We start from the raw sequence: 22,241 nt of genomic DNA, 5'->3' as shown, positions 1-22,241 counted from the left end.
AGGGTCGGTCATGACTTCTTTGCCTAAAATCCAATATTTTTTGGGGGCCAATTCCCCCACTGGTTTTTACTCTCTTTACCCTGAACTCATCCAGCCTGAACGGGCCCGGACTATCTATATCCTAAAGGGCGGTCCGGGCTGTGGAAAATCCACCCTGATGCGCCGGGTAGGGGCCCGGATGGAGGAGGAAGGTCTGGATACCGAGTACATCCTATGCTCCGGAGATCCGGATTCGCTGGACGCGCTGCTGCTCCCCCAGCTAGGGGTAGCCCTGGTGGACGGGACCGCTCCCCATGTGGTGGAGCCCAAGTATCCCGGCGTAGTGGACCGGTATGTAAACATGGGGGACTGCTATGACAAGGAGGGGTTGGCGGTCCGACGCCAGGAGATCATGTCCTGTATGACGGGCTATAAGGGCTGCTACCAGCGGGCCTATCGATGCCTGGGGGCGTCGGCGGAGATCTTCGAGGATGTGCGGTCCACTCTACTTACTGACGTTTTGGGGGAGAAGCTGGCCAAACGAGCCCATGGTATCCTGTCCCGGGAGTTCAAAAAGCGTAAAGGCGTCCAGAGCGGACAGGTAAAGCAGAGATTCCTGGGCGCGGTGACACACAAGGGAGCGATGACGCTGTTTGATACAGCGACCGCCCAGTGTGACCGGATCTATGAGCTGGTGGACAGCTACGGCTTGGCCCATGAGCTGCTGGTCCATATCCTGGCCGGAGGGGCCGCCGGGGGCTATGACATAGTGGCCTGCCCCGATCCCATGGCCCCTGACCGGCTGGCCCACCTGCTGGTGCCGGAGCTGGGGCTTGCCTTCCTGACCTCTACCTCCGTCCTGCCCTTCCCAGGGAGCCCATACCGCCGGATCCGGCTGGACGCGGCCGCGGACCGGGAGATCCTCCGGCACAGCCGGCCCAGACTTCGCTTCGCCAAAAAGGTGTCCGCCGCTCTGGCGGAGGAGGCGGTGGAGTCTCTGGCCCAGGCCAAGGCCATGCACGACGACCTGGAGGCCCTCTACAACCCCTTTGTAGATTTCCAACTGGTAGACCAGATGGCACAGTCTGTAGGGGACGAGATCCTGAAAATATAAAGAGAGTCCCCGGTATCCTGTCTGGACACCGGGGACTTCTGTATATCAAGGTATTTGTGCCGTTACCGGCGGATCAGGGCTATGGCCACGTCGTTGACATTAGTGCCCGTAGCCCCTGTGACGATCAGCCCGTCACAGGCGGCCAGGGCGTTGTAAGCGTCGTTGTCCTGGAGGACCTGGAAGATGGATACACCCTTCTCCTCCAACTGGCCACGGGTCTCCCCAGTGACAAAGCCGCCGGCGGCGTCCGTGGGGCCGTCCGTCCCGTCAGAGCCCACGGAGAAGACGGCGGTGTCCCTCAGTCCGGCGATCCCCTCGGCCGCGGCAAGGGCAATCTCCTGGTTCCGGCCGCCCTTGCCGGCCCCAGTGAGCTTCACTACCGTTTCCCCACCGGCCAGGAAGGCCAGGGACCGCCCGCTGTCCTGGTGATACCGGGCGATAGAGGCCAGGAAGGAGCCCGCCTCCCTGGCTTGGCAGGTCAGGCTGTCGGTAAGGACTACGGGCTCATATCCCAGCTGGCGGCACACGTCGGCAGCGGCCCGGCACAGCTCCCGGACACTGCCGGTAATCTGAGTCTCCACGTTGTCCAGGGCCTTGGGCGTCTCCTGAGCCAGAACGGCGGCGGCCTCCGCGGAGAGCCTGATGCCGTATTGGGCCACAATGGCCTCCGCCTGGGCGCTGGTGGAGCTGTCGGGGTAGGCGGGACCAGATGCGATCATATCCAGCGGGTCGCCGATGATGTCGGACAGCACCACCGCGAAGACCTGGGCCGGGGCACAGTGAAGGGCAAAACGGCCCCCCTTGACAGTGGAGAGATGCTTGCGGATGGTATTCATCTCTGTGATATCCGCTCCACAGGCCAGGAGCTGCCTGGTGATGTCCTGCAGCTCCTCCGTGGAGATGATGGGTTTTTCAAACAGGGCAGAGCCGCCGCCGGACAGCAGGAACAGAACACGGTCCTCCGGCTTGAGATCCTGGGTCAGCTCCAGGGCCCGGCTGGTGGCGGCAAAGGTGCCGTCGTCGGGGACCGGATGGCCCGCTTCCCAGACCTCCAGGTTTCCGATGGGACCCTCGCTGTGGCCGTGCTTGGTGATGACGATGCCCCCATCCGGTTTGCGGTCCAGACTTTCCCAGGCCGCGTGGGCCATGGACCAGGCCGCCTTACCCACCGCTACAAGGATGAGCTTCCCCGAGCCGAACTCTTTTCCGGCCAGAGCCCGAGCCACTGCCGCATCCGGCCGGACCTGGGCGATGGCCTCCCGGACAATGGTGTTACAGTCATTTCTCAGCCGCATTGTCGCCGCCTCCCAAAATAAATTTATTCTTCCGGTTCCTCCGGCAGGGCAGTCGGGCGCAGGTCCAGGTTCCAGTCCACCTCTCCCTGGATGCCAGCTACCGTGCCGGTGTGGGTGTACTGCCAAAAATCAAAGTGATAATAAAAGCCTGGGATCTGGTCGTATTCCGCCAGCCAGAAGGGCCACTGGTCTAGCTGGGTCAGGTCGTAGGTGAGATAGCCCTGGTCCTGGTTGAAGTAGACCATGGGCTGATACCCACCCTCCTGGATGGTCCGGCAGAAGGAGACGGCGCACTGGGTCAGAGTCTGACCGTCCAGCCCGTCGGTGCGGGCGCCATTGCCGGGAGTGATGGGCTCCCAGTCAAAGACCACGGGGTAGGTGATGTCGCAGCCAGCCAGGGTGTCCAGCACGAACTGGGCCTCCTCCATCCCCTCTTGGGGGGTGATGGCCTGGGAGAAGAAGTAGACGCCCACCTCCAGTCCAGCCTCCAGGGCCCCCTGGATGTTGGACTCGTAGGAGGAATCCAGGAACAGCCCTCCCTCGGTGTAGCCGCGGTAGCCTAGACGAATGAGGGCGAAGTCCACGCCGTCCGCCGCTACGGCCTGCCAATCGATCTCCCCCTGGTAAAAGGACACATCAATACCCGCCTTGGCCAAAAGGCCATCCCGCTCATAGGACACCCGGCCCAGTGGATCGGTGGAGAAGCCTTCGGTCCCGTAGCGGTTCACAGCCAGACCATCTATCGCGGTCAATATCTGGTCCCGGTAGGAAAAGGTGACAGGAGGCGGGGGCTGCTTGCCGCCCAGGAACAGGGTGAGCAGCATGGCACCGCCTCCCAGCGCAAGGGCGGTCAGGCCGCAGACCAGCGCCAGACGCTTTCCCCATCCGGAGGAGCGGGGCACCGCCCTCCGTCCTGGGGGACGAGGCGCCTCTGGTATTTTGTTCTGGTCCATGATCTCACCTCATTGTCTGGCCCTGTGTGGGGAAGCAGGTCGCATTTTGCACTATTATAGCAGACCACGGACCAAAGCACAATGAGAAAGAGAAGGGGTCAGCCGATTACCCGCTTGGCCACGTCCACGCTTTCTTTGGCGTCCCTGGCGTAGAAGTCGGCGCCGATCTGCACGGCATACTCCGGGGTCAGGACGGCGCCGCCGACCACGATCTTACAGGACAATTCCTGGCTATGGAGAAGGGCAATGGTGTCCTCCATGCTTTTCAGCGTGGTGGTCATCAGGGCCGAGAGCCCCACCAGAGGGGCCTGATGCTTTCGTACCGCCTGCGCCACGTCGCCGGGGTCTACATCCTTGCCCAGATCGATGACCGTGTAGCCGTAATTTTCCAGTAGGACCTTGACGATGTTTTTCCCGATATCATGGATGTCTCCCTTGACGGTGGCCAGCACGATGGGGCCTTTGCCTGACGTCTGGTCAGATGGGCCGGACATCTCCTGCCGGATGACCTCAAAAGCGGCTTGGGCAGCCCCGGCGGACTGGATGAGCTGGGGCAGGAAGACCTTGCCCGCCTCAAAATTAGCTCCCACCCGGTCCAGAGCGGGGATGAGGATGTGGTCCACGATATCCATGGAGGAGGTGGTCTCCAACAGGCGGCGGGTGGCCTCACCCGCCTCACCCTTTAGTCCGGCCTCCACGATCTGGGCCAGAGAGCGGCCCTCCGTTGGTACAGGAGTCTGGCCTCCAGCCCCGCCGGAGGTAATGGAGGTCTTGATCCCGGCGTTTCCGTAGGCGGCAATAAACGCACGGGCCTCCCGATCCACATTCATCAGCAGGTGGTAGCCCCGGACAGCGGCCATCATAGCGTCCGTGTTGGGGTTGAGGATGGGCAGGTCCAGGCCGCAGGTCATGGCCATGGTGAGAAACGTCTGGTTGACCAGGGGCCGGGCGGGCAGACCGAAGGAGATGTTGGACACGCCCAGCACCGTCTTCAGCCCAAGCTCGTCCTTGACACGGCGGAGGGCGTCCAGCGTCTGGGAGGCACCCTCTTGTTCCGCCGAGGCGGTGAGGGTCAGGCAGTCGATATATACGTCCTCCCGGCGGATGCTGTAGGACAGGGCCGCCTCCAGGATGCGGCGGGCGATGTCCACCCGCTGCTGGGCGGTCTTGGGGATGCCGTCCTTGTCAAGCGTCAGTCCCACCACGGCGGCCCCGTACTTCTTGACCAGGGGGAGAATGGACTCCATGGTTTCCCGGTCCCCATTCACCGAATTGACAATGGCCTTGCCGCAGTAGACCCGGAGGGCCCGCTCCAGCACCTTGGGGTCAGTGGAGTCCAGTTGAAGGGGGGCGTCGCATACCCCCTGGATGGCCTTCACCGCCCGGACCATCATCTCCTCCTCATCCACCTCAGGCAGACCTACGTTTACATCTAAAATATCAGCCCCCGCCTCCACCTGGGTCAGAGCCTGGTTCAGGATATAGTCCACATCCCCCCGGCGCAGGGCTTCCTTCATCAGCTTCTTTCCCGTGGGGTTGATGCGCTCGCCGATGACACGGACCCGGTCGATGGGTAAGGCCAGGGTGGGGCCGCACACGGCGGCGGGCACCTGGCGGAAGGGCTCCCGGATGGCCTGCCCCATCAGGGCCCGCTTCAGCAGGGCGATGTACTCCGGGGTGGTACCGCAGCAGCCCCCGAACAGCTTGACCCCCATGGGGGCCAGGTCGGCCATAGCGGCGGCGAACTCCTCCGCGGTGATATCATAGCCGGCTCCGCCAGGGTCGGGGAGGCCGGCGTTGGGTTTGATGGCGATGGGCAGAGTGGACCACCGGGTCAGCTCCTCCACCAGAGGGGGCATCTCGCGAGGACCGAGAGAGCAGTTGACTCCGATAGCGTCTGCCCCCATCCCCTCCAGTACCAGAGCGGCGCAGGCGGGGGAGTGGCCCAAAAAGGTCCTGCCCCGGTCCTCGTAGGTCATGGTGACCATCACCGGCAGGGAGCAGCACTCCTTGACAGCCAGCAGGGCGGCCCGGCACTCCTGGAGGTCGGTCATGGTTTCAATCAGGACCAGGTCCGCCCCGGCCTGAACCCCGGCGAGGACCACCTCCTTGAAGATGTTTACCGCCTCCTCAAACCGCAGGGAGCCCGTGGGCTCCAGAAGCTGGCCGATGGGGCCGATATCTAGGGCCACCAGGGCATTCCCCGCGGCGCCCTCCCGGGCGGCGTCAATGGAGGGGGGGACCACCTCGGTCACAGTTTTTCCGGTGCGCCGCAGCTTTTCCCGGTTGGCGCCAAAGGTATTGGCGCACAGGATCTGACTGCCGGCCTGGGCGTACTGGCGGTGAATATCCACCACCCAGTCCCAGTGCTCAAGAGCGGCCAGCTCCGGATGCTCCCCAAGGCCCAGCCCTCTGGCCTGGAGCATGGTGCCCATGCCGCCATCCAGGATTACAGGTCCAGGAGCCTTCAACAGCTCATAAAAGTCCACAGTGTCCACCTGCCTTTCGGTATTGGCAGCCGCCCTGGGCGGGACAGCCCAGGCAGCTTCGTTTGTTTCTAGCGATCTCTCGGTCGGATACCCCCAGGATGGCAGTCACCGATTTCCGGGGGATGAGGATGTGGCTGGCGCTGGCCGTCAGCCCCACCCTGCGGGGAGCGTCCAGCAGGGAGAGAAGCTCCCCTTGGACGGTCAGGGGCAGATCCCCATAGCCAGGGCTGTACCGGAAGGGGAAGGAGCAGCCGGGAAACATGGCCTGGAGCTCCAACTCGATCTGGTCGCACCCCTGTTCCACCGCCGTGTCCGCGGCGCAGTCCAGGGCCAGCCCCTGGAGCATATCTCCGCTCTGGGTCTTCCGGATAAGCACGTCCACCGCTGCCCCCAGAGTCATACAGAACACTACCGCCCTTACACAGCCCTCCAGATGGGCCTTCAGGTCCCGGCCGGGGAGGAGCAGGCCGCAGGACAGACGCACGCCGTTCTCCTCCTGAAGTATATCGTAACAGCGCCAGGCCCAGCGGAGCCGGGCCGTCTGGCATATGTGCCGGCCACAGAGCTGGGCCTGGTTTCGCAGGTCCGCTCCGGCCTGGTCCGGGGGACAGCCCATGTAACGTAAGATCTCGTCTGTATCTAGCTGCTTCAATTCAATGGACATGGGCCGGGGGCCTCCTCTCTGTATGGGGCCTGGCATATCGGGTGGTATGCATCTTGTCCCCTTTACAATACGATCAGGTCCTTGGGGGAGCGGGTGATGTCCTCACATCCGCCGTCCTTCAGGACCAGCACGTCCTCAATGCGGACGCCGAATCTACCGGGAATGTACACGCCGGGCTCGGCAGAGATGACCGCCCCCGCTGGGAGAACGCGGTCCTCACTGGGGCTGGCATTAGGGGACTCATGGATATCCACTCCAAGGGAGTGGCCGAAGCTGTGGGTAAAATAATCCCCATAGCCCGCCTCCCTCAGTACCCGCCGGGCCGCGCCGTCCACCTCCCGACCAGATACCCCAGCCCGGGCGGCCTGGATGCCCGCCCGCTGGGCGGCCAAAACGGCGGCATACACCTTCTCCATTTCCGGGCTGGGCTGTCCCAGGGCCACCGTGCGGGTCATGTCAGAGCAGTAGCCCTCCACCTTGCAGCCGAAGTCCATGGTAATGAACATCCCCACATCCACCACCTGATCTCCGGGCACGGCGTGGGGGCGGGAGCCGTTGGGCCCGGCGGCCACGATGGGGTCAAAGGACACCTGCTCCCCGCCCCGACGCAGCAGTTCGTATACCAGTCGGGCGGCGATCTCTCGCTCGGTCAGTCCGGGCCGGATAAAATTCAGAATGGCCTTGAACGCCTCGTCGGTGATTTCCTGGGCCCGGCGCATATGGGCCAGCTCCCCCTCGTCCTTGCTGGCTCGCAGATCATCCAGAAGTCCCTGGGCGGGGGTGAGGATGCAGGGCAGCTCCTGGCTGTATCGGCGGTGGGCGTCTACGGTCATTTCACCGCTCTCAAAGCCTACGTTGCGCAGCCCATGGACCTGGATAAATTCCTTGGCCTGAGACAGGTGGCCGCTGCCGGCGGTGACTAGAGATACCTCCGCTCCCACGATCTGCTCCCGAGCGGCCTCGATATACCGACCGTCGGTGGTGTAGCGGGCCCCGTCCCGGGTGACCAGGAGCAGACCCTCCCCATGAAAGCCCAGAGCGTACCGCTCCCCGGAGGAGCTGGTGATCAGCATGGCATCCAGGCCGTATTCAGACAGTTTTTTGGAAATTTTTGTAATATGATTCATGATAACGATACCTTTCTCCATCGGTCAGTCTGCCTCCCGCTGGGCGATCAGCAGACTTTCATCACAGAAGTAGGAGAGAAACTCTCCGTGGGACACACCGGAGCCGTCAGATAGATTTGTCTGGCAGTTCTCAATGACACGGGCCTCCCGGCGGCGGTAAGGAGCCATTGTTCCATCGCAAAAAAACCTGGTGGCCACGCCATCACTCAACCAGCTTCCTGGCTGGGGAATGTGGGTATAGCACCTGCGGCCCAATTCAAAGACAGGCCAAAGGTCCAGAATCCGGGGGACCAGCCGGGACTGCCAGCTGACCTGGTCGCATAGCTTGTGCAGGAGGAACCACTGACCATCATAATCATACAGCTCCTCACTGGTCAGATAGTGAGAGGGATAGTAGGGGCGTGCTCTGGTACAAAGGCGCAGGGCGATCACATCTCCCGGTTGAAATACCGGCTTGGTGTTCAACCGCACCCGAACCTTCTTTGGCGGCGGTTGAGGGCTGGTCAGCTTTTCCCGAAAGAGGTCCAGCGTCCGTTCCCTGGCTCTGACATCTGAATAGAGGTCCAGCGCCGCCTTCTCATCGATCAAGGTCAGGGCCCGGTCACGCATGGGTGGAGTTAAAAGTCCATGCTTCCATAAAAAGTCAGCCAGAGAATAGGTGTAGTCTGTCCAGGTGCCAATATCCCTCTGACCGTCCAACTTGTCCTGGACATACCGGTCCAGAAGGGCGATGCCCTGCTCGAGGGAGAAAGTGGAAAAGACGGCCATGTATTCCAGCTTCATGTCCTGGGCAAAATCGTTTCCGTTGATGGAAACGCTCCACGCACCCATAAGCGACCTCCTTACTCATTAGAACGGGGGATGAGGCACCGTCTTTACATCTTTATTAAAACCAAAGCGCCGCTCCCTCCCGGAATTTTGGAGCTGGGCCATCGGCATAGGGGTCATACCGGTGAAGATTGCATCCAAACTCCTGAAGGCGGCAGATCCTGCCATCCCTATCCCAGTCCACCAGAGAGAGGCCGTCAAATATTTCTGCCGTCCCGCCGCGCATTTTATTTTCAAAGTGCCACTCCACCACAGACCGGTCCTCCCTGTGAAAAAATCCCTGGATGTCCCAGACAAGCACCTTTCCGCGGGTGTTCCACTCCTCAAACCAGTGCTTGATCTGCTGGGCACCGCGATATTCCGGCCCCCAGCTCTCGATATACAGGGCATCTGGAGCAAAAAGCTGGAGAATACCGGTGTCCCGGCCCTCTAGCCACATAGAAAACCAGCGGCGGACAGCCTGCTCCCGTCCTGCTATATCCATACCGTTTCTCCTTTCGGCAGCGCCCCATAGGAGTGCATCATGGGTTTGCGGCATACTGCTCATATATTCTTTTCATAGTCAGCGCATCCTCCGCCTGAGTCCCTGCGCTTTCGCAGATAAAAGTGGGGCTCCAGCCCCGGCAGGCCACCTGGGCAGCCAGCGGGGTCCAATCGGGGCCGTAGCCGTCATCATCGGCAAAGGTACGGTGGCACTTCTCGCCCCCGCCGGGAGTAAACTGGATGTGAGAGAAGTGGCTGTGGAACTGGGCAGCCCGCTCTGTCCCCAGTACCTCCTCTACCCGATCCAGCATCCGGGAAAATGCCTCCTGCCCGTCGTCTGCCCCCAGGGAGCGGGCGTACAGATGTCCCCAGTCGATGCAGGGGATCAGCCGCTTATCCAGGGTACACAGCTCCAGCACCTCGTCCAGATCTCCCAGTTGGTTGATCTTTCCCATCGTTTCGGGGCACAGGGCGATAGAGCCGAAGCCCTGGTCATCACAGGCGGTGATCACCTCCCGCAGGGATCGGCGTGCGATGTTCAGCGCTTCTCCCCGGCTGCGCTTCATCAGTGCCCCGGAGTGGATGACCACCCGGCCAGCTCCCATTTGGCTGGCCGTCAGACAGGCGGCAGAGATATAGCCGATGTTTTTTTCCAGGGCCGACCGGTCGGGATTGGCCAGGTTGATGAAGTAGGGGGCATGGAGGGACAGGGAGATGCCGGCCTGGCGGGCCCGCTCCCCCACCTTGCGGGCAGTTTCTTCTCCCACATGGACTCCTTTGCCGCACTGGTATTCATAACAGTCCAGACCCAGGCCGGCGATCCATCCCGGGGCCTCCACCGAGGAGCGATGTACCTTGGAAAAGCTGTCAGAATTGCCCGCTGGGCCAAATTTGGCGCTCATAGGAAGGGCCTCCTTCTGCCCAGCATCCGGAAAGGGGTTTCAGCGGCGTAGCGGAGGTATCGGCCCGGATTGCCCGCCAGCCGAATAGGCTCCACCAGCAAGGGGATGACCCCGGCGTTGTTGGCCCCAAGGGTATCGGTAAAGATCTGGTCCCCCACCATCACTGTTTCCTCCGGCCGGCAGCCCATCCGCTCCATAGCCCGGAGATAGCCCCCTTTTTTCGGTTTGCCTGAGTGCCCCTGATAGGGGATGCCCAGCTGTTCGGCAAACTTCTGCGCCCGGCCGGGCTTTCGGCTGTTGGACAGCAGGAACAGTTGGATCCCCTGCTCCGCCAGCTCTGCGGCCCAGGCGGCCACCTCGGGGGAGGGCTCTGTCACATGGTAGGGGACAAGGGTGTTGTCCAGATCTGCCAGTACCAGACGGATCCCTTTGGCGGCCAGCTCGCTGGGGCTGATGTGGGTGACCGAGGGATATACCCCCCGGGGAATGGGTGAAAAGGGCACGGGTAGGTCCTCCTTATGTCTCGTTCTATGCTTTGGCCCGCTGGCATAGAGTGGAGGGAGCGGGCCTCCATTTGGTCTGACCACAATCATCGGTTAAGTATATCACGATACAATATTCTGGGCAAGGGGGAGCCGTCATGACGAGGGACACCATTATCATTACCACGCCGCCTCAGACTCTGCGGTCAGTACAGGGGTGGGATGTGACCCCAGGTCACCTGGCCTATCGGGTGGGGAGGGGGCCGCATTTGTTCCGGGCGGGCGGCGGCACAGTCCAGCCCAGGGGCGGGATCATGGTGGTGGACGATCAGGGCTTCGACGGCTTGGGCGACCCCGGCCCGCTGTGCCAGGAGGTGGTCCGGGAGTGTTCCGCCCGTGGCTTCACGGGGGCGGTACTGGACTTTGATGCCAAGCTGCCCCCGCTGGAGCGGATGGCCGCCACACTGGAGGAGGGATTTGCCCGCCGGGGCTGGACCCTCTATGTGCCGGAAAGTTACGGAGCCAGGCTTCAACGGGCCAGAGTCATGATATCCTCCGCCCTATCTGGAGGCTCTCTGGCCCTTCGGCTGGAGGAGGCGTCCGGCTGCTTTGGGGCGGACCGGGTGGCTCTGGCGCTCCAGAGGGTGGCGGAGGACTTTGCCCTGCCTTCATCCACAGGCAACGGGCAGCCCCTGACCAGGGAAGAACTGGCCCAGAAAAGGCGGCAGATGAACCCCTCGGTGTTCTTTTCCGGAGAGCTTTGCGCTCGGTATTTTACCTATATGAACCGGGAGGGTGGAGCCCACTTTGTCCTCTTTGATGATGGCGACACCCTGCGTCGAAAAATGGAGGTAGCCCGCAGAGCGGGGATACACACCTTCCTGGCCGCCTGGCCGGAGGTGGCGGACTGTGTGGAGCAGCTGGGGCTCCAACGGGCGCAATCCAGAGCCAGATAGGTCCAGCCTTCCCAGGGGTATATGACAGAAAACAGACGTTTCAAGAGAGAAAAATTTGTATGCGGCCGCAAGCGATTAGGCCGTTGAAAAGATTTCGATAAAAAGAGCCGATAACCGCAATGAGATCTGCGTGTTATCGGCTGTGCGGTTTTCCAGCCTAGGTCCTTATCAGACTAAAAGGCTCTAAAGGAGACCGACAAAGGGATTCAGCGCCCATCGGCTTCTACTGAACACTCTGGTGGTACGGGCTGGCCCCGCTTTGTATAGTAGTCAGCTAAAGCCGCTTTTACTGCTTCTTCTGCAAGGACGGAACAGTGCATCTTATGAGGGGGAAGACCGTCCAATGCCTCCGCAACAGCGGCGTTGGTCATAGTCAATGCCTCTTCGATGGTCTTGCCCTTTATTATCTCAGTTGCCATAGAAGAGGTAGCGATGGCAGAACCGCAGCCAAAGGTCTTGAACCTGACATCTGTGATAACGCCATGGTCAATTTTGAGATACATTTTCATGATGTCGCCGCACACTGGATTGCCTACGGTACCAACTCCGTCCGCATCCTCAATGATCCCCACATTCCGAGGATGATTAAAATGGTCCATAACTTTATCAGAATAAATCATGGTATTCTTCTCCTTTACCAAGTCGCCTTTTGGGCCGTGGTATCCCAAACGGGGGACATGGCCCGCAGATGATCAACAACTTCCTTGAGTGCCAGAATGATGGTATCCACGTCATCTTCCGTTACATCACTTCCCAGACTGATCCGTACAGAGCCATGGGCGATCTCGTGGGGGAGGCCAATGGCCAGAAGCACATGGGAGGGCTCCAAAGAAGCGGAGGAACAGGCGGAGCCACTGGAAACGCAGATGCCTCTCGCATCCAGCTTCAGTAAAATGGATTCTCCCTCAATGGCCTCAAAAGTAAATGAGGCGATGGATGGCAGGCGGTTTACCGGGTCGCCGGTGAGGCGGGTTCGGGGAAACTTTAAGACCTCTTGGATCAGTTTGTCCCGCAGCATGGAGATACGGGGAATTTCTTCCTCTAAAACGGCACACCGCTCTTTTAAGGCGGCGGCAAGCCCCACCGCGCCAGCCACGTTCTCTGTCCCAGAACGGCGGTTTCGCTCCTGACCACCGCCGTGGATCAGCGGTAGAATAGGAGTTCTGGATTTGATATACAGGACACCCACCCCCCTCGGACCATGAAATTTATGCCCAGATAGACTGAGTAAGTCTACCCCCAGATCGTTTACGTCCACCGGGATATGGCCTGCCGCCTGTACGGCATCTGTGTGAAATAGCGTACCATTCTCGTGGGCAATGGCAGCAAGTTCCTTAACTGGTTCAATCGTCCCAATTTCATTGTTGGCCATCATAATGGAAACAAGAATCGTGTCAGGCCGCAAAGCGTCTTTCAGGACTTCCGGTTGTACAGTACCAAATTCGTCTACCGAAAGCTCCTCCACATCAAACCCCTGCTTTCTCATCCATTGGGCTGTGTGAAGAATAGCGTGGTGTTCCACGGCGGAGATCAGGATATGCTTCCCCTTTTTGTTAAGAGCTTCTGCCACTCCGCGTAGCGCCCAGTTGTCGCTCTCAGTGCCTCCGGAAGTAAAGAATATTTCCTCTGGTTGAGCGTTCAGACACAGCGCCACGTCAGCTCTGGCCCTGTCCAAAGCCGCCTTCGAGTGAGTAGCGAGATTATATAAAGAGGATGGATTTCCATAGTCCTCCGTGAAATAAGGCGTCATCGCCGCAAGCGCCACAGGAGAAAGTTTTGTTGTTGCGGCGTTATCCGCGTAGATCATGGGGCATCTAGCTCCTTTCTTAATCATAGTAGGAATATAGGTTTTATAAACCTATTATATCACTATGTTTTCTGAGTTTCAAGTAGTAGCCATGACTTTTTGATGAAGCCATTGATATATGATTAACCCTGTTGTATAATAGGATTATCGAAAGGGGGATATGATAATGATCGTTTCGACAAAAGGCCGCTATGCGCTTCGGGTGATGATTGATTTGGCCGAACATCCTTCGGACGGCTATATTCCCCTGCGGGAAATTGCCCAGCGGCAGGAGATATCGGAAAAGTATCTAGAAATCATCCTGAAATTGTTGGTACGTGGGAATCTGCTGACGGGGCTTCGAGGCAAAGGCGGAGGGTACCGGCTGAATCGTGGTCCAGAGCAGTATACGGTGGGAGAAATTTTGCGCTGTACAGAGGACAGCCTAGTTCCCGTGGCCTGTCTGGGCTCCGGCAGCAATGAATGCCGTCGTGCGGCGGAATGTCGTACCCTGCCGATGTGGAAGAAATTGAACCAGATGGTCAATGACTATTTCGATAGTATTACCATTGCTGATTTGATAAGAGCTGATGGACAGGTAGCCTGCCCGATCTGACCATGCATACTATGTGCGCTTGAAAAAGCCGCCGCATATGCGGCGGCTTTTTCAATGCGATGATATGATTTTGGTTATTCTGAAAAGAGGGGGGTGGAGAGATACCGGTCTCCGGTGTCAGGGAACAGCACCACGATTGTTTTGCCCCTGGCCTCCGACCTCTTGGCGATTTCCAAGGCGGCCCACAGGGCAGCTCCGGAAGAGATTCCAACCAAGACGCCTTCTTTTCTGCCTGTCAGCCGGCCCAAAGCAAAGGCATCCTCATTCCTCACCGGGATGATTTCGTCATAGATGGAAGTATCCAGCGTATCAGGAACAAAGCCAGCGCCGATGCCCTGAATCTTATGGGATCCGGCGCACCCCCCACTGAGTACCGGAGAGTCTTTCGGCTCCACGGCAATGACTTTGAGATCGGGATTTTTCTCCTTTAGAAATTTTCCCACGCCGGAAACAGTGCCGCCGGTGCCCACTCCGGCAACAAAGTAGTCCACGACACCTTCGGTATCTATCCAAATCTCCGGCCCAGTGGTGGCATAGTGGGCGGCGGGATTGGCGGGGTTCACAAATTGTCCCGGCACAAAGCTGTCAGAGATGCCTGCGGCTAGCTCATTTGCCCTGGCGATGGCGCCCTTCATGCCTTTGGCTCCCTCTGTCAGTACCAACTCCGCGCCGTAGGCCTTCATAATCTGCCGCCGCTCTACACTCATAGTTTCCGGCATGACAATAATGATGCGATAGCCGCGGGCGGCAGCAACGCTGGCAAGGCCGATTCCGGTATTACCGGAGGTAGGCTCGATTATGACGCTGCCGGGTTTTAGCAGGCCTTTTGCCTCCGCATCGTCGATCATGGCCTTGGCGATGCGGTCTTTTACGCTTCCAGCTGGGTTAAGATACTCCAGTTTGGCAATGATCTTCGCTTCCAGACCCAGCTCCTTTTCAATGTGTGTCAGTTCCAAGAGCGGAGTATGCCCGATTAGCTGGTCAGCCGCGGCGTAAATCCTGTTCATCTTCTCTCCTCCCCCTATTTTACCTGTGCGAAGCCTTTTTCAAGGTCCGCGATGATGTCGTCAATATGTTCTGTGCCAATAGAAAGCCGAATGGTGTTAGGTTTGATTCCTACATCTAACAGTTCCTCCTCAGTAAGCTGGGAGTGAGTTGTGGTAGCCGGGTGGATAACCAGAGATTTCACATCGGCCACATTCGCCAATAGGGAAAACAGATCCAATCCATCAATAAACTGCCACGCCTGCTCTTTGCCTCCTCTGATCTCAAAGGTGAAAATGGATGCGCCTCCATTAGGAAAGTATTTCAGATATAGAGCGTGGTCAGGGTGGTCGGGCAGGGAGGGGTGGTTGACCTTCTCCACCAGCGGATGGCTTACCAGGTACTCAACCACCTTCTGAGTATTCTCTGCGTGGCGATCCAGCCGCAGGGACAGCGTTTCAGTCCCTTGGAGCAGCAAGAAAGCGGCAAAGGGAGAGATAGCGGCCCCGGTATCCCGCAAGAGGATTGCGCGGATATAGGTGACGAAGGCAGCCTTTCCGGCGGCCTTGGTGAATTTAACGCCATGATAGCTGGGATTTGGCTCGGACAGCCATGGATACCGGCCCGACGTTGCCCAATCGAAGGTGCCGCCGTCCACAATGACGCCGCCCAAAGCAGCGCCGTGTCCGCCAATGAACTTGGTAGCGGAGTGGACGACGATATCCGCGCCATGTTCGATTGGCCGGATCAGATAGGGTGTCCCGAAGGTGTTGTCAATCACCAGGGGCAGACCATGGGAATGGGCAATTTGTGCGATGGCGGCGATATCTGGAATGTCACTGTTGGGGTTGCCCAGTGTTTCGATGTAGATGGCCTTGGTATTGGGTTGAATAGCCCCAGCTACCTCACTCAAATCATGAATGTTAACGAAGGTAGTCTCCACCCCATATAAGGGTAGCGTATGAGCCAACAGATTGGATGTGCCGCCGTAGATGGTTTTTTGCGCTACAATATGTTCACCTTTTTTAGCAAGAGCCTGGATAGTATAGGTGATGGCCGCCGCACCAGAGGCCAGAGCCAATCCAGCCGCGCCGCCCTCTAGTGCGGCGATACGGTCCTCAAACACTCCTTGGGTAGGGTTGGTCAAACGACCGTAGATGTTTCCCGCGTCAGCCAGCCCAAACCGGGCGGCGGCATGGGCAGAATCGTGGAACACATACGATGTGGTGGCGTAAATAGGGACAGCGCGGGCATCGGTAGCAGGGTCTGGCTTTTCTTGCCCAATATGAATTTGCAGCGTTTCAAATTTGTAGTTGTTCATAACAGATACCTCTTTCATTATTCCCTGATATGGAAAATTGGGGTTAGCACACAACTCCCGGACAGGTATCTGGACCTATTGATATCGTATTTACCAAAGACACAAACAAGAAAATGTTATGCGCCTAGCCAGATCACACGTCCGGGAGCACAACATTCGTCCACATCGGAAATTGCTACGCAAGAGTGATTGAAATATACTTTGCATAAAGCAAACTCCTTTCCATAAATGATAGGCAGATAATAACATAATTTACCTACTATGTCAATGGGTATTATGTTTTATTCAAAAGAGAGTGGCCGCTAGTATGTCCCGGTCCGAGGAAAGTAAAACGAAAATTGAAGAATCCTGGACCAAAAATCGGGAGGAGCCGGTGTGGTAGAATCCACACCGGCTCCTTCAAAGCAGATCTAAATTGTCGTGAGGGTTCTCCATGGGAAGACTTCCTTATGGGAATTTCCTCATTTTGCTGTGCCCCCAAAATCTTACTTTACAATATCCTTGCAGAAGTTCATGAAGATCTGTGCTACCTCGGCGCGGGTGGCCCCGGCGGTAGGCGCCAGGGTGTTGTTCCCCTTGCCGGACAGCAGACCGGCGTTTACCGCCCAGTCCATGGCCTTCACGGCATAGCTGGAGATGGAGGAGGCGTCCAGATAGCCCTCTGTCCCCTTACCGCTCTGGCTGGTCTTGTACCCCTCGTTCTGGGCGTAGCGGTACAGGATGGCCGCCAGCTGCTCCCGTGTAATAGGATCGTTGGGGCCAAAGGTGTCGCCATAGCCGGACACGATGCCCTCACCAGCCGCCCAGGAAATGGCGTCGGCGTACCAGGCGCCCTCCGCCACGTCAGCGAAGTCAGCCCTGCCGGCCGCGGGCTTGCCCTCCAGGCTGTACAGCATCTGGGCCACCATGGCGCGGGTCAGGGTGCTGCCGGGGGCGAACTCCCGGTCGGACACACCGGACATCAGGCCGTTGTCCAGGGCGTAGTCCACCGCCTCATGGTACCAGGCGTCCTCGTCCACATCCCGGAAGCCGGCGGCGGGGCAGGTATCCTGGTGGTCGATCTCCACGAAGGAGGCCTCAATGGTCACCTTGGACCGGGGCATCTTGAAAGTATACCTGCCGTCGCCCTTGTCGGTCAGTTCGATCTCGTCCCCGTTCTTGTCAGTGACCGTCAGTTCGTCCAACTCATAGCCCTCGTCGGCCTTGACAGTGATGGTCACCGTCCGGCCGCTGGAGGCGCTCTTGGGGGAGACAGTCACGCTGCCGTTGTCAATGTTCTTGTCCACGCTGATGGAGTAGCTGCTGGAGCCGCCGCCTCCACCGCCGCCGGAGGTGTACCAACTGGCGGTAAAGGTCACATCGGCGGTAATGGTCACTGTCGCACCGGCGGCATGAACTGTGGTTCCGTCATACCAGCCCTGGAAGTTGCCTCCGGCAGGGGCAGCAGGCAGGGTGAAGGAACTGTTGTTGGTCACGGTTTGAATGTCAATGACCTGGCCGTTCACCACGACCTTGACGGTGTGGGAGCCTGCGGGTGCGGTGGTGACGATCTCGCCGGTGATGGCGCCCTTGTTGTCCAGAGTGCCACCGTTGATATCGATCTTGTCAACGGGCTTGCCGTCCTTATCCTTGTTGCCGCTGGCAGTGAGCTTGGAATTCTCGTCTACTGTCAAAGATCCGTCAGACTTCAATTCCACCACGGCGTTCATGTCGTTGCCCTGCCAGTCTTTGCAGGGCAATTCCTTGCCGCTGTTGGTCACAGAGATGGAGCCGCCGCCGGACACAGTTACATCTTGGGCGACCACGCCGGTCTTGTCTACATTCGTGACATTGACGGTAGAATTATCTACGGTGATATCCTGTACGCTTAGACCATAGTCGCCGCAGCCGTTTACGGTGAGAGTGGAATGATCCTTGATATTCCACACGCCGCCGTTGGAGGCGTTGCCGTCGATGTTCTGGATGGTCAGCTTGGAGTTGATCATCTCGACGCTGGCCAAATTCTCAGCGGCCACCTGGAACACCATGCCGCGCTGCAGCCCGGTCAGTTCCACCTCGGCATTGTTCAGGATCAGCTTGCCGCCGTTGCCATTGGCGCTGTTATTCAGAATGAAGCCGGTGCCGTCGTAATTGCCGCCCTTTCCTTCGGTATCAGCAGTGCCCTTAACCGTCAGCTTCACGCCGTTCAAGGTCAGAGCGGCGTTCTCGGTGATCGTAAAGGCGCCGGTAGTAGGACCAGCGGCGACGGTGGCGGTGATGGCGGGGACAGCCGCAGCATTCTCGTCTTTGAGGATGGTGATATTCTTGCTGATGGTGAACTTGGCGCTGTCCAAAGCGGCATCCTTCACCAGATAGATGTTGCCGCCGTCAAACTTAGGATCAGCCAGAGCGGTGGCCAGCTTCCCGGTTGTGATGGCGCCATTGGACACCCAGACGGCCTCGTCGTCCTCTCCGATAATCACGCCGATGAAGTCCGACAGATGGTCGGTGGTCCAGGACAGGGTGCCGGCCTCATAGGTGGTGGTCATAGACTCCAACTGGCCATTTTCACCCACATAGTAAACCACGACACTCTGACCATCGGTCAGTTCCTGATTATAGGGTACAGAAACGGTGATCTCGCCCTTGCGGGTGTCGTCCTCAGCGGAGAACACGGGGTCGCCGCTGGCGTTAACGGCGGACACGGTCCAGCCGCCACCGATCTTCTCCTCCACGGTCAGGGCCACGCTGCCGCCATCGGCCTTCTCGGTGATGGTGTTCCAGGCATCCTTGTCCAGGGTAACGGTGCCCACGTCGGTGACGATATCCACATCGACCTTGGCCGACTGAACGGAGGTCAGAGCGTTGTTGTCCACAGATACGGTGACCTGCTTGACGTTTTCGTCAGGAGCTCCAGCCTCGCCGGTGGCCACATTTACAGTGACAGAACCGGATTCAGGCTTCACCTGACCGTCTCCTTCGGTTCCGGTTTCTCCCTGGTTGACAGAGAAGTTGCCACCGACAGTAGCGGAGGCAGAGGTGCTGCCCGTAGGCTTCTCTACATCGGCCACCATGCCATTGGAGGCCTCTACCGTCCAGAGGCCCTCAGAAGGAGTGTTTTCCTTGGCAGTATAGCCGGTGGAAATGTAGGATTTGGGATCAGAAGAGAAGGTGCCGCCGATGATGGAAACGCGGGAAGTGTCCGCAGGATCATCAGCCACAGTCTGCACTGTGTTGACTCCAGAATCAGAGGTAAATGTACCACCGGAAACCGCAATTTTGGAAGTTTCGGTCATACCTGGATACTTTGCCGCACTGTCAAATACCAGAGTGGCACAGGGAACTACAACTCGGCTATCTCCGACCTTGCCGGTGACATTTCCGGTCGTCTTAAACTCGCCGCCGGTGACGGTGACAGTTCCTCCACGGGCAACAATGCCAGCTCCGCTGGTAATGTTAAAGGTACCACCGGAAACTGTGATCTGATCCTTCCAGGGGGCATAGATACCGCAGGCAACATAACCCGCAGTCTTAATGCTGCCGTTGAAGGTACCGCCCTTGATGTTGATCACATTGGGATCACCAGTCCGGTTCGATCCGTTACCCGCAATAACCGCATTATCAGAGGCGCTGAAAGTGCCGCCCTCAATGGTAATCGTTGCGCCAGTCGAGAGCCCAGTAAATACTGCACCCTCCACAGATTCAAACTCACCAGACTGAATCGTGGTGGTAGAATTGCTGCCGACCCCGATTGTACCTGATTTCTCAGAAATGATCTTTCCGCCGGACAGAGAATCCAGAATGGTCAGCGCACCATTGTTAAGAAGGGCGTCGCCGCTTGTAACCGTGAGTTTTTTCCCGTTCAGGTCCAACTTAATATCAGTCTTTTGGGAAATCTGAATGGTGCTGGATGAGGTGATATCCTTTACCAGCTTCACCGTATCGCCGGTCTTGGCGGCGGCGATGGCGTCGGGCAAAGTGGCGTAATATTTACCTCCAACTTCTGCCACAGAGTTTTCAGCTGTCAATGGGACAACAATAAAACTCCCGTCACTCTCTTCCACTTTACTGGAGGGATTTGTATAATCAGACAACTGCTTATTTTTGGGGTTGGTCTTAACTTCATTACTGGAGAATTTACCCTCATAAATCTCTAGCCCACCCAGGGGATTATCTACATAAACTGCGGGCTGACCGGATGCCTGGGAAACAAAGGTACCGTCATGTACAAAGACGATTGCAGACTTTTTCTCTCCGCCATCCCCACTATTACCCACAAATAGCGCCTGCTTCGTGCAGGCCGTGAAGATGCCGTCGTAGATATGGGCTTCCACCTCTCCGGATTCGCCGGCGATATAGGCCGCATAAAATGCGCTGTTTCCGCCACTGTGCGTCTCACAGGAAACGGTCGTAAAAGTGCCACCACGAATTTCTGAGTATCCGGCAGAGGTAGAGAAGGCCCCCTGAACACCAATCACTTTACCATCATAAAAATACAACTCAGGCTTTGCGGCCGATTTGTCAGTCCAGTGGCTTTGAATGGTGTACCCCCAGTTTTTATTATCACACGAACTGCAAGAGCGACCTTCAAAGGTACCACCATAAATTTTGGTGATTCCCTCATTATATACCGCCGTTGGGGAGCCGTAGTAAGCTCCATTTCTGATTGTACACTGTGAGCCGGGGCGGTTTTTAATAACTGCTCCGCCTGCATACAAATAGCTTTTATAAGTGCCATTGAGAACAGTCAGCACTCCGTAATTGTCAAATACGCCATACGTTTCTTTTGCAGAAGTGGTATCAATAGTTCCGTCCCCCTCTACAATCAGAGTCCCTTCAATTTTGAAAGGACGCCCAGTAAAATTCTCTGTAACAGTGAGAGTCTTTCCATTCAAATCAAAAGAGATTTCTTTTCCTTCTGGAATCGTAATCACTGTATCAATGGAAAAACCATCAGTTAGGATAATATCGGTTTGGACACCGTCTGGGGCAACATTAATTGCCTGTTGCAATGCCTCTGCGGTATCGATCTCGCCCACCGTTGTTTGCATAGGCTCCGATCTGTCCCCACTTCTTTCGGTCTGGGTCACAACGTCAACCGGGTCCGAAACGGTCTGCTCCGTGCTGGGTTCAGCTTCTGTTTCAACCGCAAACACTGCAGTGGGAAGAAGCGACAACAGCATACACAAAGTCATGAATCCTGCCAAAAGTTTTTTCTTCACAAAATTTCCTCCTCTACATAAAAAATAAGGAATAAACATATACTAATTTGACTGTCATCCTCCTTCGCTTGTTTTAAAAAGTGTACCTACAAAAAGTTTTGAGAGCACACCTATACAACATTAGAATATAGCATTAACAGGGAAGAAAAGCAACCATTTGACAATAATTTTCATCTTATTTCTGAATTTGTAAAGGTACACCTTTTCAAATTTATGCCTACCCGCTCCGGAAGGAGTAGTTCCCTCTTTTTATTCAAGCTGACTTTTTACATAAACCGCCCCGCTTTTGGCACACTAGGTCCAAAAGGGGGCGGTTTTTTGCGCGGTCAAACATGGAGATATCTGATTGCCGGCGGACTGGCCGGAGTCGCCAACGGCTTCTTTGGTGGCGGAGGGGGCTCGGTGTTCGTTCCGCTGCTCACCGGGTACTGCCGTCTGGACCAGCGGAGGGCTTTTGCCACCTCGGTGGCGGTCATCCTGCCCCTGTGCGCCCTGTCCGTGTGCGTCTACTTTCTGCGGGGCGGGCTGGACTTCTGGGCCGCGCTGCCATACCTGGTGGGAGGGACTGTCGGCGGCTGGGCGGGGGGAAAGTGGTTCAAAGGAGTACAGATGGTCTGGCTGAAGCGGGCCTTCGGCCTTCTGCTTATCTATGGGGGAGTGAGGAGCTTTTTATGAGCGAATGGGTTTTGCCCCTGGCAGTGGGGGCTGCCACAGGAGTGCTGTCCGGCTTCGGCGTGGGGGGAGGCACCCTCCTGCTGGTCTATATGACCGCCTTCGCCGGCGTGGACCAGCATCTGGCACAGGGCATCAACCTGCTCTATTTCCTGCCCGCTGGGCTGATGGCCCTGCCCGCCCATGTCAAAAACGGTTACATCGAGAAACCAGTGCTCCTCCCGGCCATCGGGGCAGGGCTGGTCTGCGCCGCCCTGGCGGCGTGGGCGGCCACCGCTATGGAGGTAGGGCTGCTGCGCAAATTCTTCGGAGCGTTTCTCATCGTGGTGGGGCTGATGGAGCTGTTTGGGCGTACAAAGGAGTAAAAATGCTTGCTCCCAGGCGTCGGA

The 22,241-nt window shown here is 57.9% G+C and carries 19 protein-coding genes; 5 read left to right on the top strand and 14 right to left on the bottom strand.

The window, feature by feature from the left end:
* Positions 1-10 precede the first annotated feature (10 nt).
* The gene (locus ACEVJK_RS07960; protein ID WP_240288397.1) at positions 11-1,093 is read left to right on the top strand and encodes a hypothetical protein; all 1,083 of its coding nucleotides are present in this window, start codon (positions 11-13) and stop codon (positions 1,091-1,093) included.
* Between the two features lie 62 nt (positions 1,094-1,155).
* Here ACEVJK_RS07960 and ACEVJK_RS07955 read toward each other — a convergent pair whose 3' ends face one another.
* The 9 genes from ACEVJK_RS07955 to ACEVJK_RS07915 all read right to left on the bottom strand — a co-directional run bounded on the left by ACEVJK_RS07955 (position 1,156) and on the right by ACEVJK_RS07915 (position 10,337).
* Positions 1,156-2,388, bottom strand: coding sequence for a glycerate kinase (locus ACEVJK_RS07955; protein WP_374740342.1), 1,233 nt, complete (start codon positions 2,386-2,388; stop codon positions 1,156-1,158).
* Between the two features lie 23 nt (positions 2,389-2,411).
* Positions 2,412-3,341 (bottom strand): glycoside hydrolase family 25 protein, encoded by a 930-nt coding sequence (locus ACEVJK_RS07950; protein ID WP_374740341.1) that lies wholly within the window; start codon positions 3,339-3,341, stop codon positions 2,412-2,414.
* Between the two features lie 98 nt (positions 3,342-3,439).
* Positions 3,440-5,830: a homocysteine S-methyltransferase family protein gene (locus ACEVJK_RS07945; RefSeq protein WP_374740340.1), complete on the bottom strand. Its 2,391-nt coding sequence runs from the start codon at positions 5,828-5,830 to the stop codon at positions 3,440-3,442.
* Positions 5,817-6,494 carry a methionine synthase gene (locus ACEVJK_RS07940; RefSeq protein ID WP_147573287.1) on the bottom strand — a complete coding sequence of 226 codons (678 nt, stop codon included), beginning with the start codon at positions 6,492-6,494 and terminating at the stop codon, positions 5,817-5,819. Before ACEVJK_RS07940 ends, ACEVJK_RS07945 begins: the two co-directional genes overlap by 14 nt.
* 62 nt (positions 6,495-6,556) lie before the next feature.
* Complete coding sequence (locus tag ACEVJK_RS07935) at positions 6,557-7,621, bottom strand: M24 family metallopeptidase (RefSeq protein WP_374740388.1); 1,065 nt, start codon at positions 7,619-7,621, stop codon at positions 6,557-6,559.
* Between the two features lie 24 nt (positions 7,622-7,645).
* Positions 7,646-8,452: a hypothetical protein gene (locus tag ACEVJK_RS07930; protein ID WP_374740339.1), complete on the bottom strand. Its 807-nt coding sequence runs from the start codon at positions 8,450-8,452 to the stop codon at positions 7,646-7,648.
* A gap of 55 nt (positions 8,453-8,507) precedes the next feature.
* On the bottom strand, positions 8,508-8,927 hold the full coding sequence (locus tag ACEVJK_RS07925) for a nuclear transport factor 2 family protein (RefSeq protein ID WP_374740387.1): 420 nt from the start codon (positions 8,925-8,927) through the stop codon (positions 8,508-8,510).
* 43 nt (positions 8,928-8,970) lie between these two features.
* A complete protein-coding gene (locus tag ACEVJK_RS07920; protein WP_374740338.1) occupies positions 8,971-9,834 on the bottom strand; it encodes a TIM barrel protein in 864 nt (287 codons plus the stop codon).
* On the bottom strand, positions 9,831-10,337 hold the full coding sequence (locus ACEVJK_RS07915; protein ID WP_374740337.1) for a YqeG family HAD IIIA-type phosphatase: 507 nt from the start codon (positions 10,335-10,337) through the stop codon (positions 9,831-9,833). Before ACEVJK_RS07915 ends, ACEVJK_RS07920 begins: the two co-directional genes overlap by 4 nt.
* Positions 10,338-10,474: 137 nt before the next feature.
* Here ACEVJK_RS07915 and ACEVJK_RS07910 point away from each other — a divergent pair, with 137 nt between their 5' ends.
* Entirely contained in the window at positions 10,475-11,272 is a 798-nt protein-coding gene (locus ACEVJK_RS07910) for a hypothetical protein (protein WP_147573295.1), read from the top strand.
* A gap of 206 nt (positions 11,273-11,478) precedes the next feature.
* Here the strand turns inward: ACEVJK_RS07910 and nifU are convergent, their stop codons facing one another.
* On the bottom strand, positions 11,479-11,892 hold the full coding sequence (nifU, locus tag ACEVJK_RS07905; RefSeq protein ID WP_147573297.1) for a Fe-S cluster assembly scaffold protein NifU: 414 nt from the start codon (positions 11,890-11,892) through the stop codon (positions 11,479-11,481).
* Between the two features lie 14 nt (positions 11,893-11,906).
* The gene (nifS, locus tag ACEVJK_RS07900) at positions 11,907-13,079 is read right to left on the bottom strand and encodes a cysteine desulfurase NifS (protein ID WP_374740336.1); all 1,173 of its coding nucleotides are present in this window, start codon (positions 13,077-13,079) and stop codon (positions 11,907-11,909) included.
* Positions 13,080-13,245: 166 nt separating this feature from the next.
* Between nifS and ACEVJK_RS07895 the strand changes: the two genes are divergently transcribed.
* Positions 13,246-13,674, top strand: a complete 429-nt coding sequence (locus ACEVJK_RS07895; protein ID WP_147573301.1) for an Rrf2 family transcriptional regulator — start codon at positions 13,246-13,248, stop codon at positions 13,672-13,674.
* A 74-nt stretch (positions 13,675-13,748) separates the two neighbouring features.
* Here the strand turns inward: ACEVJK_RS07895 and cysK are convergent, their stop codons facing one another.
* The 3 genes from cysK to ACEVJK_RS07880 all read right to left on the bottom strand — a co-directional run bounded on the left by cysK (position 13,749) and on the right by ACEVJK_RS07880 (position 21,180).
* Positions 13,749-14,681, bottom strand: a complete 933-nt coding sequence (cysK, locus tag ACEVJK_RS07890; RefSeq protein WP_147573303.1) for a cysteine synthase A — start codon at positions 14,679-14,681, stop codon at positions 13,749-13,751.
* Between the two features lie 14 nt (positions 14,682-14,695).
* Positions 14,696-15,979, bottom strand: a complete 1,284-nt coding sequence (locus ACEVJK_RS07885; protein ID WP_374740335.1) for an O-acetylhomoserine aminocarboxypropyltransferase/cysteine synthase family protein — start codon at positions 15,977-15,979, stop codon at positions 14,696-14,698.
* A gap of 485 nt (positions 15,980-16,464) precedes the next feature.
* Positions 16,465-21,180, bottom strand: coding sequence for an S-layer homology domain-containing protein (locus ACEVJK_RS07880; protein WP_374740334.1), 4,716 nt, complete (start codon positions 21,178-21,180; stop codon positions 16,465-16,467).
* Positions 21,181-21,498: 318 nt separating this feature from the next.
* Between ACEVJK_RS07880 and ACEVJK_RS07875 the strand changes: the two genes are divergently transcribed.
* On the top strand, positions 21,499-21,855 hold the full coding sequence (locus tag ACEVJK_RS07875) for a TSUP family transporter (RefSeq protein WP_240288382.1): 357 nt from the start codon (positions 21,499-21,501) through the stop codon (positions 21,853-21,855).
* A complete protein-coding gene (locus ACEVJK_RS07870) occupies positions 21,852-22,217 on the top strand; it encodes a sulfite exporter TauE/SafE family protein (protein ID WP_147571675.1) in 366 nt (121 codons plus the stop codon). Before ACEVJK_RS07875 ends, ACEVJK_RS07870 begins: the two co-directional genes overlap by 4 nt.
* The last annotated feature ends 24 nt before the right edge of the window (positions 22,218-22,241 follow it).

It is taken from the genome of Flintibacter sp. P01028, assembly GCF_041925235.1.
GTDB classification, from domain to species: Bacteria; Bacillota; Clostridia; order Oscillospirales; family Oscillospiraceae; genus Lawsonibacter; species Lawsonibacter aceti.
This window is presented reverse-complemented; position numbering and strand designations above follow the sequence as displayed.